Source organism: Mucilaginibacter sp. PPCGB 2223 (assembly GCF_001705515.1).
Taxonomy (GTDB): domain Bacteria; phylum Bacteroidota; class Bacteroidia; order Sphingobacteriales; family Sphingobacteriaceae; genus Mucilaginibacter.
In genome coordinates, this window is sequence record NZ_MDJS01000001.1 from 1,498,278 (window position 1) to 1,513,987 (window position 15,710).

A 15,710-nucleotide genomic window follows, 5' to 3' on the forward strand; every position below is an offset into this window, starting at 1 on the left:
CGGGAAGTTTATGGAAAAACAAGCAGCGGCACCGTAAGGTGAGCCGGGAAGCTGTCGGCAGAGGCACCGCCCAGAACATCCTGAAAATGGAAGCACTGGTTAACCAGTACAAGCATATCCGTGCCCATTCCGTGGATGAACACATCGACTGCCCGCCGGACATCGCATTCACTAACCGGTGTAAACAGTAAACGCGCGTAGCTTACCTTTTGAAGTATCTCGCGTTCGAAAACGCTTTCGGCGTACTGCGTTTCCATTTCGGCAAGGCCCCTGGCACACAAATGCGCAATAGATACATCGGCCCGCCAGGGCGCCGCAAAACGGGCCAGGTACCTTACTACATCGAGCCGGCAATACCTAAGTTCGGCAATGTAGCATAACCGCTGTATGTCTTTGATATGCCAGCCGTAGGGTACAAGCAACAATGGACAATTGATCTTTTTTAACAAACTGTCGCTGCTGATATTACTCATCGAGGTTGAGCCTCCGGGCATTACACCACGGATGATCATATCAACCTGGTTCCTGATCGCATATCCAGCAAGCACCCCCTCGCTTGCACCAGGCAGATCGATGGTACTGATCTTCGGTTTAAAGCCCGTTAAAGAATGATTAATGCGATCTAATTCGTCATGCAGGTCATTTTCATAATGCTCAGATCCGGTATCCTTGTAAAGGCTGCCTGCAACGGTTTTCTCTATCAGTTTCCCGGTATAGGTAAAGCAATTAGCCACGAGTAAATCGGCCTGGATGTTTTGAGCGATCAGCAGCCCCATTCGGGCTGCATGTTCAGCTTCATGGCTGTGATCGTTGATTACAAGGATATTTTTCATTTGGATAGCGTTTTGATTGTTTAGTAAATATCCTCATGTATAACCCTTTAAAAAATGACCCTCATCACCCGGCTATCTGCTTGCGGTCAAAAAAGCCGATATACCTATTGATAAGCCGGTACTGTAAATGCCCCCTTAAACAAAGCTTTAACCAACCGGTCATCGAGGTGATAAATATCATCATAAGTTTCTAAAACGCCCTCCTTTACCTCACATGTCTGATAAGTCACATACACCGGTAATTGAGTTTTAAGATGGTAATTACGGTGCTGCTTGCTGGCAATAGCCTTATTGAGTTCGGCTATGCTATTGTGCCCATTATCGTACTTAAATAACGATTCGGTAAATTTTCTGGCCTGATCAATCCAAATTGTGCCATTGCTCAGTGCCGGATTTATCGTTTTAAAAGGGCGTCCTTCAGCCCGGCCCGCCAGGATAATATTAGGAGCGCCGCTTAGTTCAAAATTGATCTGGTTTACAGCAGTCTGACCGGGTTTGGGTATGATCAACCGGTATTTGGAAGGGTTTTGCCTTGCCATGGCAATGTTGGCTGCAGTGGGTTCAATCCGCTTCCCATCCAGATCAGTCAATTGATAAGCATGTTTTTCAACATAGCTAATATCATTAAGCGAAGGGGGCAGCCACCGCCTGATATCGGGTACCGGCCCGCCCAATACTACCCCCGATAATACGCCCGATGCCACGGTTGTAGGTGTTTCGCGCTTTCCAACTACCACCCGGTACGAAATATCTGTGTCCTGCTGGTGAAATCTGAGCGTGAATGACGGGATATTAACCTGAACATACGAACGCCCTCTGACCGGCATCCACCTGAGCCTTTCCATATTAGCGGCAACCTGCCTGAGCAATGCTTCGGGCACCTCATAACAATCGCCGACATAGACACCCGCCATCTGGTGCATCTGCCGCTGCAGGTCGCGATACAATTCAGACCGGGGTTGCACCCTTTCGATATCCGCAACGAAATTTTTGCTATCATCAGCTTTTAACAGAATTTCTTCTGCCCGAAGGCCATCATTTGAACGGGCATCAAGCAATTTGGATGAATAGCGGGGGTTAAGCTTACCATAGTGAAGGTTATTGATAAATCTGATCATAGCGTCGGTCAAAAAAATATCAAAAGCAGCTTTCTCGTCCTCACTGGTCCCGGCATAATTGGCTGTAATTGCATTTAACCTTTTATACAGTAATTTATCCGGGTGATAATCGGCATGATTAAGCCCGTACTGCCTTACACAATCCAATAGCAGCATGGCATCATAGGCGTGTGTTTTAACTGTATCGGGGGCAACCCATGCTGCTTTAAAGTTCGTTGCCGCATAAAATCTTTTTACCGATTGCGGGTAATACAGATACTGCACCTGCCTGTTAAGCTGGTTACGAATGGGCATACCCTGACCGCAAACCGTGTTAAAAGAAATGCCGCTGTATAACAGGATAATCACTGCCATACCTGTTGCGGCACATATATCTTTTAGATTTTTTATCGTTCTCATCGTTAACCGGTTTAATAATAACTCTGTGAAAGATGGTGTCATTCGGTTGGATGTAAAACAAGTAGTGGCACCTTGGTACTTTTCGCAGTTTTTTTAGTATAACTACCTCTAAAAAGTTCTTCGAAAAAACTACGGCGATGGTGTACCATTACCAATAAATCCATTTCCCCGCTGGTGCATAACCTTTCCAATGCAGCAACGCGGTCATCATCATCAATTACTCTCGAAAATACGCGGGGATAGGTTGCTTGTTTGGCAATATCAGTCAAAAACCGGGACAACCATAGCTGATGCTCGCTGTGCTGTGCCATTGGCTGAACATGGGTAATATAAAGTTCTGCCCCCAATGTCCTGATCAAAGGCATCAGTCCAAGAATCAATTGCATGTCCTGGTCCGGGTGCTTAAAATCGGATGCGAAGGCAATTTTTTGTGGTGACTTTAATTTTATGTTCGGCGGCACAAGCAATAAAGGCTTGCCCAAATGGTCGATCAATGCTTTATCATGATCGCCGACAAGCAGGGTATTAAGCCCCGAATGGTGTGTACCGATAACGATCATATCGGCTTTTTCCGAATTGGCAGCGTTGCGTACAACATCGCCCACCGGCCCGGTCTGGTTAAATATCCTGATATCGGGGGTAAAACCAGTTTCGTTGTGTTGCCTTCCTAAACTGGCTTTAAGCCTTTTTAACTTTTCATCATTGTCGTGCAGAATTTCATCGTATGCATCCATCGGCCAAACAACCATTCCGGCCTGCGGTACCTCGGCGGGCACAATAAAAGCATGGCACAATACTACATTTGCATGGATGTTTTGTGCCAGGTGATAACCATATTTCACGGCGTGATCTGCCGTAGACGAAAAATCCGTTGATAAGAGTAGCGTTTTCATGGTGTTTTGTTTTATACACCAAAGCTCCTGATGATGAGCGATATAAATAGTGCCTCAAGTCACTTATCTTATTGATTCGGCACACTTTTCACCTTTCTTATCTGCCACTTCCATACTTCGAACCAGGCTACCGAGATCATACCCGCTGCAATTGCACCAAGTATAGAGGCCAGACCTGGGGATGCGAAGCCAAATAAACCCGCCAGGAGTTGCACGCGAATCAACAATACGCAGAGAATGATCGTTACGACGACAATATACCATACCAGCCTGTTAGGGTATTGTATGGTATTCAACAAAGAGTAATAGAATGAGCGATTAACCAACGTTAGGAAAATATTTGCGCTGACTATAGTAATGAAAACGATAGTACGCGTAACCTGCAAGCTATAAATGTTTTGAGCATAATGATACACCATGAGCGTACCTGCTGTAATAGCCAGGCCTTGTATGATACTGCGTGTCAGCTCGGGCCAGTTAAAGAATGTATCGCTGAAGCCACGGGGTACTTGTTCGAGCATGTTGGGTTCCATGGGTTCGTTTTCATATACCACCGAGCAGGTTGGCCCCATAATTAATTCGAGAAACACAATATGCACAGGCGTAAAAATATTGGGATATTTCCAGCCGAGCACAAGTGGAAAAAAGACCGTTAAAATGATCGGGATGTGGATAGAAAGGATATATCCTATAGCTTTTTTCAGGTTGGTGTAGATCTTTCGCCCCATAGCTACAGCATTGGCCATACTGGACAGGTCATCTTCCAGTAAGATCAGCGCGGCAGCTTCCCGTGCAACCTCGGTACCTTTTTTACCCATTGCAATACCAATATGAGCAGCCTTTAATGCCGGCGCATCATTAACCCCATCGCCAGTCATGGCTACTACATTACCCCGGCTCTTTAAAGCATTGATGACCTTAAGTTTGGCGTCAGGAAACATCCGTGTAAACACATTGACGTTTTGTACAACTGCCGATAACTGTCCGGCGGTCAATTGCATCAGCTCTTCCCCTGTGATATGATCGGCATACCCGCGAAATCCGACCTGGCGGGCTATCTCGATCGTTGTAGCCGTATTATCCCCTGTGATCAGTTTAACCCGGATGCCGGCTTTGTAGAAACGTTCGAGCACCTTACCAATATTGGCTTTGGGCGGATCGTAAAATGCAATAAGGCCCTTAAATGTGAAATGAAAATCCTGCTGTGCCGAAGGAAAATCCGTATCATCGTATTCTGCAATGCCTACGCCCAGCACCCTGTAGCCCTTAGCTGCCATTTCATGCATAGCATTGTCTGCAAGCCTCCTTTCGTCAGCGGTCAGTACCGAACACGCAAACAAAGCTTCGGGCGCACCTTTTGCAGCAACAACCTGCTCCCCGTTGGCTTTCAGGAAGATGTGCGTCATCATTGGTGGTATGCCCGAAAGAGGATATTCGTGTATCATCCTACTGCCCGTGCGCTCATCCGGCGGGGTGAGCTTACTGTAGGCCTGATGGATAGCCTTCTCCATCGGGTCAAAAGGAGCTTGTTCACTGGCCCACATGGCTGCCGTTAACAGTGATACTTCAGATGCAGAAAACGAATCTGTGTACACTTGAGAACCAGAGTGAGGGGTGTATAGTTCCGCGATAACCATCCGATTCTCAGTAATAGTGCCTGTTTTATCCAGGCAGATTACGGTGGCGCTGCCCAAGGTTTCCACGGTTTTCATTTGTTTAACCACAATACCCGCTTTCATTAGTCGCCAGGCACCTAAGGCCATGAACGTTGTTACTGCCACCGGTATCTCTTCGGGGAGAATACTCATGGCAAGCGCCAGTGCCTTAACCAGGCTGTCGGGAAAATTATGTGAGCGTTGGTAGTTTAGCAGCCAAACAATCAGAAACATAGTCGCTCCCGCATAAACCATTTTTTTTACAAAGGCATTTATCTGCAGTTCAAGCGGCGTTGTTTCGGCAGTGATATCCTCCACAATCTTGCCAATGTCTGCAAGTTTGGTGCGGTCGCCGATGGCGGTAACCGATATTACTGCCATCCCACTTACCGCCAGCGTGCCCTGATAAACCTCATCGTTTCCGCCTGCATGTTTAGTTACGGGAAACGATTCGCCGGTGAGTATTGCCTCATTAACTGAAAAATCGTTGGCATTGATAATTATGCCATCGGCAGCAACGGACGAACCTTCTTCGATGATCAGGCAGTCGCCTACTACAAGATCCATGGCATCGATCCACTGCGTTTTGCCATTACGGATTACCTTGCAACGCGGTTTTGTATATTGTTTTAGTTTTTCGAGCGCATCCCGGCTTCGTGCATCCTGAAGAAGCGAGATAGCAGAAACGAGCAAAACAGATACCCCCAGAAAAAAGCCATCGTTATAATTACCCGTCAGGAAATAGATCAGCGACGTGATTAGTAACAGTAAAACCATAGGCTCACGAATAAGCGATATGACGGCCAGCCAAAGCCTGTTTTGTTTTTTTACACTGATGATATTAGATCCGTGTACACGTCTCGCCTCTAAAACCTGGTTAGAGTTTAACCCGCTGATGGCTTCTGTTTCGCCAATCAGCATATTATATGACCCCGGGCTTTCCATTAGTCTGGGCTTTCAAGTTCCATCTCTGCAGGCAAAACCAACACAGGCAGGTTGTGATGCGCCAGCAACTGCCGTATGGTGCCATGTGCAAATAGCCCGGTCAGAAAACCATGATGATAATGGATCAGCGCCAGCGTATCAGCTCCATACTCTTTTCCTTCGTGCTGAAGGTGGGCAGAAATACTTTTGGCCCTCATTCTGTGATAAGTGATCAAAGGATATTTAAAATTTTCCAACAGATGCATAAACCTGGCTTCCTGCCATTCTTCAGTTTCTCCTCCGGCTAAGGGCAGCATGTGCACGATTTCGAGGTGCGCGCCTAACACCCTGGCCAGGTTAACCAGGTAAGACGCAGCTGCGATATCCCGATCGTGCAATGCAGTTGCGAAAATGATTTTCCAGATAGGTTTGGGTTCGGCAGCTCGTGGAATTACCAACACCGGGCACGGGCAAGTACTGATAATCGCCAGCGTATCTCTCCCATTCAGAAAATGATCGATCCGGCTACCCGAAGCGGCGCCCATCACAATCATCTCAATATCATTTTGCTTAATCAGTTTTTTGACATTAGTTACCAGCGAACCTTCATCGCTGGATGTTTCTATTTTAGCCGGACTGCCAATGCCCGGCACCGCCGATAGTTGTTCGGCCAGATCTTCAAGATGCGCCTTTCGCTGTTTTGCAGCGTATACAATGTCGCGGGCAACCCATGGAGCTCCTGCATAGCTCGGTATCACCGGCAAAACGGCATAACTATGATATAATATTAGCCCTTTTTTCATCTGGCCTGCCAGCATGGATGCAAACCGGGCTGCGTGTGCTGAGTTTTCTGAAAGATCGGTAAGAGCCAAAATTTTTTTCATTGCCGTACAAAATAGATTCTCTACTGCGATAGTTTACTTGTCTTTTCTAAGCATAAAATTAATCCGGCCATTGTTAGCCGGACTTGATCATCATTACTTTTCTGTATAAGCCCATGCCCGGATCAGATGGTTAACGATTTTTTCAGATGACCGATAAATTCATCACCAATCATGGCCTTGTTTCAAATCGGCCGGTCTTTTTAGTTAGCACTATTTTATATACGATCAGTTCAACGGAGGTGCCGATATCATATTCGCTTTCGGTTATACCATGCGAAGGATGACCTGAAGGCTGATCGACCATCGGCATAATGCGGTGTATAAGCCCCTGCATAACCCGTTCCTTTTCGCTTATGTCGGTTATTTCTTCAAACTGCCCCCAGGCAATAACGCTTTGCCAGTTGAAGATATTTCTGATCTCATCTACCTGGAAACATACCTTAGGGTTCTTACGCATCATCATAATCTTCTTTCCATAAGCCGAATGCGCAAAAATATTGGGGCTTCGATAAACGTAATTAACCGGCACAATATAGGTTGTTCCACCTGCATGGCAGCCTATTCTGCCGGTAACCTGCCGCGTCAACAGGTCGTCGATCTGTTTTTCATCAAGCGTACCTAACATAATTCTAAAATTTACAGGGATAAGGTAATTTTCGCATAAGCGAGTCCTTATAAACCTCTTTGTTTTGATACTAAATAATTATAAAGTTGACCCTTTGCAGCCTGAAATACTATGATGAGTGTCACTGGTAAAGATGACGTTCATCAATATCCTGTAGCTAAGCAGAAAAGGGTTATACAGTAATGCGGGCAATTATTGGGATCGGCCTGTTTTCGGAGAGTAAAGAGATGGCCGGGGAGGCTTATTTACAATCTATCAGCTTGCATTTATGATTGCGTTCGCCCGGAACCACATTTTTTACAAAATTATATAACAATACAGCCGTTAACCTATTCAGTTAACGGCTGCTTGAAAATCTTCTACGCCGCTTACAACTTTGCAGAGAATGTGCGAAGCCTGTGCAGGAGCTGTAATACCTTGAAAATGCTTTAGTCAGGGCAGTAGAAAATCAGAAAGACGACGTTTCTTAAAACTTAATTTTCAAAGTCCTGCCATTATAACTCATGGTTTTATCTGGAGGAGTGATTTCAACCCCATTGCCATGGCCGGGCCTAACAATAATCAAATTAAAGTTCCTTTTTTTAATCTCCCCCGGAAAAGCTCCCTGTTGCTTATTGATAGTCAATGTGCGTTCTTTGTCGTTCCACATAAAATCTATGGTATTATACATCCCCTTTTCGTAATTGTAGTTATCGTTTTGATCTTCGTACAAAGTGAATTTACCATCAGCACCGGGATAAATACGAATGGTCAGGTTATCCCATTTTTTCTCTGTAGCATATTGCACTTTTGGCCCCCACGGGATAATCGAACCCGCCTGAACATACAGCGGAAGGATATCTATCGGCGTTGCACGCTCGATCGTTTTCCCGCCTTCTGCAACTTCTCCTGTCCAGAAATCATACCATTTAGTTCCTGCAGGCAGGTAAACGTTTTGGCTTTTAACGCCTTCGCTGGTAACCGGCATCACTAAAAACGACTTACCGAACAGGTACTCGGTATTATTTTCATAACCTTGTTTATCGCGTCCAAAGCCCGCATATAACGGCCTCATGATAGAGCCTGAATTATGCGTAACATCCCAGGCAGTTGAGTAGGTATAAGGCAGTAAACTATAACGCAGGTTAATAAATTTTTCGAGTACATCAAATATCCGGTCGCCATGCTTGCCAAACTGGTATATCTCTCGCGGGATATCCGTACCATGCGATCGCATCATTGGTGTAAAAGTAGCAAATTGCAACCAGCGGGCATATAATTCCTGAAACTCTGGGTTATTAATACCACCGCCCTTATTCCAGTTACCGGCAAAAAAGCCACCTATGTCGGCATTCCAATATGGCAGCCCGGTCATCGAAAAGTTAAGTGCATTAGGTATCTGTTTTTTTAAGGTGGGCCAGTCCGACCGTACATCACCGCTCCAGGTATTGGCGCTGTACCGTTGTTGCCCTGCAAATGCCGAACGGGTAAGCAGGATAACCCGCTTTCCTTCCGAAGTTTGCCTTTGATGTTCATACACTCCTTTGGTATGCTCCAGCGGGAATGCATTTTGTACCTTTCTGAAAGTGCCCAAAAAAGTAGGCTGATCAAAATCTTTATCCTTTATATTAATATGATCGGGTTCGGTTGAATCCAGCCACCAGGCATCGGGGCCCAATGAGAAAAGGCCTTTGCTCAGGTAACTCCAATAAATATCCCTGGCAACAGGGTTATATACATCGTACGGACGTGTATTAGCACCCGGTGGCCAGGTGTCAAAATTGATCAGCATACTTTTTTGCTGAAACTCCTTAAACTGTGGCGTTTTGGGAGCAAAGCCCGGCCAGGCAACAATAAATAAATGGGCATTTAAAAGGTGTACGCTATCTACCATCAGCTGTGGTTTGGGATACGTGACTGCGTCAAAGGCCATAGCATTCCAGTTGTCGTCTTTACCCCAATATTGCCAATCCTGCACAATACCATCTAAGGGTACTTTAAGCTCACGGTACTTTTTAACCACGCTGATCAATTCAAATTGTGTTTTGTAACGTTCGCGCGATTGGCTGTACCCGTATACCCATAACGGCATCATTGGGGCCTGGCCGGTAAGGTCGCGCATCTGGGCAACAACACCGTCGGCCCCTGCGCCGTACATAAAATAATAGTCTGCACAATTACCGACCTCTGAGTCGAAAGAGGTTTCCTGTACATTATCTGTAAAAGTGGTGGGCGCGTAGCTGTCCCAATAAATGCCATACCCCTTTACCGACTGAAAAAACGGTATACAAACGCGCGTATTTTCATTACGCAGGTATACCTTTTGCCCGCGCTGATTCAGTTTACCGTTAGGTTGCTGTCCAAGCCCGTAAATCACTTCATCTTTATCTAACAGAAAAGATTGCCTCACATCAAAAGATGCTTCGTTACCATCTTTAACCTGCGTAAACTGTGCACCGTAATCTTTCTCGGTAAACAACGGTGTGCCATTAATGGTTGCAAAACTAACCCTTCCTGTTTTTAAATTAAACGTAACCACAATCGAGTCGCTCTTTAAAGTAACGATCCCATCTTTATCTGTTACATCAAATTGCTTTATTTGTGGCTTTTTGATCACCGAAAGACTTTCTTTTTTTACGACACTGCCTTCAGGCTGTTTTAATACCCGCACAATTTGAGGTGAGTAAAATTGCACTTCAATATCCATAGATTGAATATTGGCTTTAACGCCCAGGCTTGTACGTTGATATGATTGCGAAAATGTGTTATCGGCAAACATTACGAACAAGATAAGCAGTAAGGGTAGTGTTTTTTTCATAATTAATAATTGGTTATTTTAGGTTAAGGAGCTATAAATGTACGGAGCCGCCGTCTCAATAATTGTAAATTGTACAATTATTGAGACGAACGTAATTATTCGACAAGATAAAAGCAAATTATTTCAATATAAATTCAATCGATTGCATTCATATTGTAGAAGAAACCAAAATAAAGGGGTAGCTTATATGTTTAACAAGGTTATTTTAAAGTAAAAAGCCATTAACTAAAATAAGTTAACGGCTTTTTAAGAAGTGCGGAAGAAGGGACTCGAACCCCCACGCCTCGCGGCGCCAGATCCTAAGTCTGGTGCGGCTACCAATTACGCCACTTCCGCTTGTTGGTTTTTTACAGGACTGCAAAGGTAAGCTAAAATTGTAAATACAGAAATGTAAGGATCAATTTTTTCAAATTATTTGGCTACTAGCTCTAAAACGCTATATCGTTTATCAGTTGTTTAAAATAACTGGCAGCATGCAATAACCTGCTGCCATACCACGAAAACATTTCACCATCAACCAACAGCACTTTGCTATCGGGTAATAAGGCCTGAAATTGCGCGATGTGCTTTTTGTTAAAAGGATACGGCTCCGAAGAAAGAAGCACAATATCCGCCTGTGAGTTTTGTATATCTTCAGCCGATAGCTCCGGGTAACGGTCCTGTTTAACAGCATTGACAAAGCCACAGCGTTTAAGCATGTCATCGATAAAGGTACCTCTTCCGGCAACCATAAAAGGCTTTTGCCAGATGAGGTAAACAACCGTCATTGGCTTGTTTAAGGGTTCAAACTGATCAAAACCGGTCAATATCCGGCCAACGATCCCGTCGGCGCTGCTTTGTGTGCCTGTTATCAGCCCCACGGCTGTTATCATTTGCAAAGCACCAGTTAATGTCGCTATGTCGCTCATCCAAACGGGGTAACTATGCATCAGCGCCTCTATTTGTGTACGCTCATTTTCTTCCTTGTTACCAATAATCAAATCGGGTTTAAGATTTTGGATGGTATCAAAATTGAGTTGCTTGGTTCCTCCTGCTTTCGCTATAGTTTTTACAAGGCTGGCCGGATGGTTACAAAATTTGGTTATGCCGACGATATTAGCCTGTAAACCCAGGTCGAACAACAGCTCAGTTTGCGAAGGCACCAATGAAATAATACGTTGCGGCGGATAATTTATTTGCACCTGGCGCCCCAGCTGATCAGTAAAGCTGCGCACCATTAAAACGCATGTTTATCGCCCCTAACAGAGTTCCATACGGTCAGGAAAATAATTTTGATATCCAGCACAAACGACCAGTTTTCGAGATACCACACATCGGCTTCAACACGCTCGAGCATGGCTTCGGTAGTGCGGGTTTCGCCACGCAGGCCATTTACCTGCGCCCAGCCGGTAATGCCTGGTTTCAGAAAGTGGCGTACCATAAATTTATCGATCAGTTCAGAGTACTGTTCGGTATGGCTTATCATGTGCGGCCTCGGCCCTACTATTGACATGTGGCCGCTTAGCACATTAAAAAACTGTGGTAACTCGTCGATGCTGGTCCTTCTTAAAAAGGTGCCGAGCCTGGTAATGCGCGAGTCGCCCTTGGTAGCTTGTAATGTATCCGAATGTTTATTCACATACATACTCCTGAACTTATAACAGTTAAACGGGCTGTTATCGCGTCCGGACCTTTTCTGAACAAAGAGCACGGGGCCCTTACTTTCGAGTTTAATCAGTATTGCCAGCAACGGAAACAACCAGCTGAATATAAATAGGATCACAAAAATTGAAAATCCAATATCGAATCCTCTTTTAATACCGCGGTTGAGCAGGTTTTCTAACGGCTCGGGCCGGATCGAGATGATAGGGATATTTCCGAAAGTTTGTAAAAAAGTATGCTTTTTGATGTATTCGTGATACTCGGGAACTATTTTAAAACGTATTAAATTTTTGTCGGCATCAATCATCAGCCGTTCTATCACATCATGTTGTGAGTAAGGTAATGCACAGTATATTTCGTCAACCTTGTTATTAAGCACATACTCCATGCAATATTGCGTATTGCCCAGATAGAGCCCTTTCTCGGTTACCCGTACGGGATCATCATCAAAGAATCCAAGCAGATTGTATCCCCCAAAAGGGTTGTGTTTAAAATAAGTCCGTAGTTCGTGGCCTGCCCGGCCTGCCCCTACGATAATCACATTTCGCGCATCTTTCAGCATGCCCCGCCCTCTTCGCCGGATGTACAGGAAAACTACTTTCCATGAACCTAATAAAAAACCGAATAATGCGATTGAATAGAACAGGTACGAGCGGGTAATAAAATATCGTTTTGTGCCGATTACGATCAGGATAGTGATACAAATAAGGCTTAAAAACAACAGATAGGTTTGAAATACATTACGGAATGTTTTTACCGAGTCTTTATTAAGCACATGCTCATACAAACCGGTAATATTGGCCGACAGTAACCATATCAGATTGAATACCAGAACTACAGGCAGGTATTGTTTATTGTTTAAAAAGATAGTGGTTGGTTTATCCAGATAGATATAAACCGTCAACATTGCTATGTTAAGAAGTACGTAATCAACAAAAAGATTTATTGCCTTAAAAAATGTTGAGTACTTATTAACCATATAGAACCTACAGCGAAATTAAGAGTAAGCTAAAATAGCATTATTTTGTGGCCTAATCAAAAAAAAGAGCAATCGGGAAGAAGAGCCATCTTTCGGATATTTCCTAAAATGCGTTCTCTTCACCTTTTAAAATATTCCATAGCGTGAGGACAATGATCTGAATATCTAAAAAAAACGACCAGTTTTCGAGATACCACACATCAGCTTCAACCCTTTTTTCCATCGCCTGGGTTGTTTTTGTTTCGCCCCTGAAACCATTTACCTGGGCCCAACCGGTAATTCCTGGTTTTAAAAAATGCCGCACCATAAACTTGTCGATAAGCTCGGCATATTGTTCGGTGTGGATCATCATATTTGGACGCGGCCCTACCACAGACATATTGCCAATTAACGTATTAAAGAATTGAGGTAATTCATCGAGGCTTGTTTTTCGAAGAAAAGCGCCAACCCTGGTAATGCGCGAGTCGTCCTTTGTGGCCTGGATAGTATCAGCATCCCGGTTGATTTTCATGCTCCTGAATTTATAGCATTTAAAGGGTTTATGATATAGGCCCGGACGTTGTTGTACAAAAAACACAGGACCTCTCGACTCCAGTTTGATTATAATTGCCAGTATCGGCAATAGCCACGAAAGAATAAAAACTATAACAAATAAAGAGAAAAAAATATCGAACAACCGCTTTACCAGCTGGTTAAACCTGTTTTCAAGAGGTTCTTCTCTCACTGCAATTACGGGTATACTTCCAAAACTTTGCAAATAAGTAGGCTTGTTCAAGTATTCATGATACTCCGGAACGATCCGGAAACGTATCAGATTTTTGTCGGCACAAAGCATAAGCCGTTGTATAGTTGAATGCTCGGCAGTGGGAAGGGCACAAAATATTTCGTCGACTTTGTTGTTGCTTATGTAGTCCTTAAAATCGTCGTTATTACCCAGGTACAGTTTTTTATTACTTAGCCTGCTTATATCATCATCAAAGAAACCAAGTAATTTATATCCCCGAAAGGGGTTTTCTGAAAAAAATCGCTGTAATTCAAATCCTGATTGCCGTGCGCCAACTATTACCACATTAATGGTGTCGCTAATCAACGTCCTGTTACTCCTTCTGATAAGGAGGAAGATTGTCTTCCAGACACCTATCAAAAAGCCAAACAAAATCATCGAATAATAAAGGTAGGGCCTGGTTATAAAATAAAAGTTAGTGCCTATGATGATAACAACCGACACAAAAATGAAGCATATAAATAGTATGTAAGTTTTATAAACTGCCTGAAAGGTTTTTACAGAATTATTGTTTAACACATACTCGTATAAACCGGTTATATTGGTAGACAGCAGCCAGATGAGGTTGATTGACAGAACAATTGGCAGATATTGTTTATTAACGGTCCACGAAATACCAGATTTATCGACCTCGAAGTAAGTAATGATCAGCGATGCATTCAGGATCAAATAGTCAAATACTAAATTTACGCTCTTTAAAAAATTTGAGTATCGTGTAATCATATGCTCTATATTTTTCTCATTTTATGGGAAAAATTAATGCGCCTCAGGTTGTTATATTTATGCCTGCCAGGCTTTCAACCTCGTCAGACAGGTTTTTGCATTTTTTACTGACAAAGCTCTGGAGTTGATCTATAAAAACCGACTCATCAAATTTCTCTGCGTGGTTGCGAACAAAAGCCGGGTCGAACTCCAATTGTTCACATTTAGTAATTGCCTCCGACAACGATTGAACAGTTTGTTCACTAAAAAAAACTGCAGTTGCTTTTGAGGCGTCGTTAACATAAGGTATCATAGTCGATAATACGCCGCCTTTCTCGTAAGCAATAACGGGTCGGCCAGATGCATTTGCCTCCAATGGTGTAATACCATAATCTTCATGCTGCGGAAAAATAAATGCCTTACAATTAGCATACAAATCTGCGAGCTCTGCACTCGATAAACCACTCCTAAACTCGATATTACTGTTGGCCATTGCCTTTAGCTCTTTGGCTTTGGTACCTGTACCCACTATGATAATATTTAAACCCAGCTTATTGAACACCTCTATACACAGATCAACCCTTTTGTATGGCTCAAGGCGCGACACCAATAAATAATAGGTCTTAGGTTTATCAGAAAGATAAAAATTCCGGCACTTCACATCGGGTCTGATTATTGCAATCTCGCCGGTAACCTGATATGCGTCGCGTATGCGTTGTGAGGTTTCGGGTGTCATGGCGACAAAATAATTTGCCCTTTTTGCTGCTTTGGCATCGCTATATCTTAAATATTTAATGACTATGTCGAAAATCCACCTTGATATCCCCCTTGATTGGTTATATTGATCATAACTTGTGGGGTTCCAGGCTAACCTGAAGGGTGTATAGGTGTAATTAATTACGATTGATTGCTGATCAACTTTAACATATTTAGAGCAAAAGGTTGTTGAGATAATTACAACATCATAACCTTTTACCTTTAAAGCTTTCATCGCCCAAATGCCAAAAGGAAAAAACAGCTTCTTCATAACAGATGCGTTTTTTGCTATTTTTTGAAAAAGCGAGGTATGTATCTTATAGTTTTTATATTCGGGATAGGTGCTTTCCGGATCATAACACATGGTATAGAAATCGGCTTCAGGAAATGCCTTTAACATACTAAGGGCCACCTGCTCCGCACCACCCCGCCTCATCAAATCATCATGAACAATTGCAATTTTCATTTATAAATCAATAGTGTAAATGCTGACCTGTATCCCTCTCCTTTATTTACTACAATGCAGATCAGAACATTTGCCTTATTGTACTTTGTAACAAATCAAGGCATGTAAAACTGCCGGCAATCAATGTACAAGATTAGAGTTTTTTATCCTAATTAAAAAATCATATCATCTGGGGATGTTCATGAAAAACCGCACAAACCAATAGAGGTGCTAAACAGGCTTTTTTGCAGTAGCTATACTATCCGGCTCGAGTT

General features: G+C 43.5%; 11 protein-coding genes and 1 tRNA gene. All 12 read right to left on the minus strand.

Annotated elements, in window-relative coordinates; translation table 11 throughout:
* Positions 1-8 precede the first annotated feature (8 nt).
* The 12 genes from BEL04_RS06435 to BEL04_RS06490 all read right to left on the minus strand — a co-directional run bounded on the left by BEL04_RS06435 (position 9) and on the right by BEL04_RS06490 (position 15,456).
* Positions 9-833: a universal stress protein gene (locus BEL04_RS06435; RefSeq protein ID WP_066001440.1), complete on the minus strand. Its 825-nt coding sequence runs from the start codon at positions 831-833 to the stop codon at positions 9-11.
* A 104-nt stretch (positions 834-937) separates the two neighbouring features.
* Positions 938-2,350: a hypothetical protein gene (locus BEL04_RS06440; protein ID WP_139112934.1), complete on the minus strand. Its 1,413-nt coding sequence runs from the start codon at positions 2,348-2,350 to the stop codon at positions 938-940.
* A gap of 38 nt (positions 2,351-2,388) precedes the next feature.
* A complete protein-coding gene (locus BEL04_RS06445; RefSeq protein WP_066001445.1) occupies positions 2,389-3,243 on the minus strand; it encodes a universal stress protein in 855 nt (284 codons plus the stop codon).
* A 68-nt stretch (positions 3,244-3,311) separates the two neighbouring features.
* On the minus strand, positions 3,312-5,819 hold the full coding sequence (locus tag BEL04_RS06450; RefSeq protein ID WP_066003512.1) for a cation-translocating P-type ATPase: 2,508 nt from the start codon (positions 5,817-5,819) through the stop codon (positions 3,312-3,314).
* Positions 5,820-5,842: 23 nt separating this feature from the next.
* Positions 5,843-6,706, minus strand: coding sequence for a universal stress protein (locus tag BEL04_RS06455; RefSeq protein ID WP_066001446.1), 864 nt, complete (start codon positions 6,704-6,706; stop codon positions 5,843-5,845).
* 169 nt (positions 6,707-6,875) lie between these two features.
* Positions 6,876-7,331 (minus strand): pyridoxamine 5'-phosphate oxidase family protein, encoded by a 456-nt coding sequence (locus BEL04_RS06460; RefSeq protein WP_066001447.1) that lies wholly within the window; start codon positions 7,329-7,331, stop codon positions 6,876-6,878.
* 466 nt (positions 7,332-7,797) lie between these two features.
* On the minus strand, positions 7,798-10,128 hold the full coding sequence (locus BEL04_RS06465) for a TIM-barrel domain-containing protein (protein ID WP_066001449.1): 2,331 nt from the start codon (positions 10,126-10,128) through the stop codon (positions 7,798-7,800).
* Between the two features lie 254 nt (positions 10,129-10,382).
* Positions 10,383-10,464: transfer RNA gene (locus tag BEL04_RS06470), tRNA-Leu, on the minus strand.
* Between the two features lie 92 nt (positions 10,465-10,556).
* On the minus strand, positions 10,557-11,345 hold the full coding sequence (locus tag BEL04_RS06475) for a helical backbone metal receptor (protein ID WP_066001451.1): 789 nt from the start codon (positions 11,343-11,345) through the stop codon (positions 10,557-10,559).
* Positions 11,345-12,748 (minus strand): undecaprenyl-phosphate glucose phosphotransferase, encoded by a 1,404-nt coding sequence (locus tag BEL04_RS06480; RefSeq protein WP_066001452.1) that lies wholly within the window; start codon positions 12,746-12,748, stop codon positions 11,345-11,347. Before BEL04_RS06480 ends, BEL04_RS06475 begins: the two co-directional genes overlap by 1 nt.
* A gap of 103 nt (positions 12,749-12,851) precedes the next feature.
* Positions 12,852-14,255 (minus strand): undecaprenyl-phosphate glucose phosphotransferase, encoded by a 1,404-nt coding sequence (locus BEL04_RS06485; protein WP_066001454.1) that lies wholly within the window; start codon positions 14,253-14,255, stop codon positions 12,852-12,854.
* Positions 14,256-14,298: 43 nt separating this feature from the next.
* Complete coding sequence (locus BEL04_RS06490) at positions 14,299-15,456, minus strand: glycosyltransferase (protein ID WP_066001458.1); 1,158 nt, start codon at positions 15,454-15,456, stop codon at positions 14,299-14,301.
* Between the last annotated feature and the right edge of the window lie 254 nt (positions 15,457-15,710).

Bases quoted from the DNA above. Each gene is read 5' to 3' on its own strand.
- BEL04_RS06475 (WP_066001451.1), bottom strand. From the start codon at position 11,345: ATGGTGCGCAGCTTTACTGATCAGCTGGGGCGCCAGGTGCAAATAAAT.
- BEL04_RS06455 (WP_066001446.1), bottom strand. From the start codon at position 6,706: ATGAAAAAAATTTTGGCTCTTACCGATCTTTCAGAAAACTCAGCACAC.
- BEL04_RS06445 (WP_066001445.1), bottom strand. From the start codon at position 3,243: ATGAAAACGCTACTCTTATCAACGGATTTTTCGTCTACGGCAGATCAC.
- BEL04_RS06460 (WP_066001447.1), bottom strand. From the start codon at position 7,331: ATGTTAGGTACGCTTGATGAAAAACAGATCGACGACCTGTTGACGCGG.
- BEL04_RS06440 (WP_139112934.1), bottom strand. From the start codon at position 2,350: ATGAGAACGATAAAAAATCTAAAAGATATATGTGCCGCAACAGGTATG.
- BEL04_RS06480 (WP_066001452.1), bottom strand. From the start codon at position 12,748: ATGGTTAATAAGTACTCAACATTTTTTAAGGCAATAAATCTTTTTGTT.
- BEL04_RS06490 (WP_066001458.1), bottom strand. From the start codon at position 15,456: ATGAAAATTGCAATTGTTCATGATGATTTGATGAGGCGGGGTGGTGCG.
- BEL04_RS06450 (WP_066003512.1), bottom strand. From the start codon at position 5,819: ATGCTGATTGGCGAAACAGAAGCCATCAGCGGGTTAAACTCTAACCAG.
- BEL04_RS06485 (WP_066001454.1), bottom strand. From the start codon at position 14,255: ATGATTACACGATACTCAAATTTTTTAAAGAGCGTAAATTTAGTATTT.
- BEL04_RS06435 (WP_066001440.1), bottom strand. From the start codon at position 833: ATGAAAAATATCCTTGTAATCAACGATCACAGCCATGAAGCTGAACAT.
- BEL04_RS06465 (WP_066001449.1), bottom strand. From the start codon at position 10,128: ATGAAAAAAACACTACCCTTACTGCTTATCTTGTTCGTAATGTTTGCC.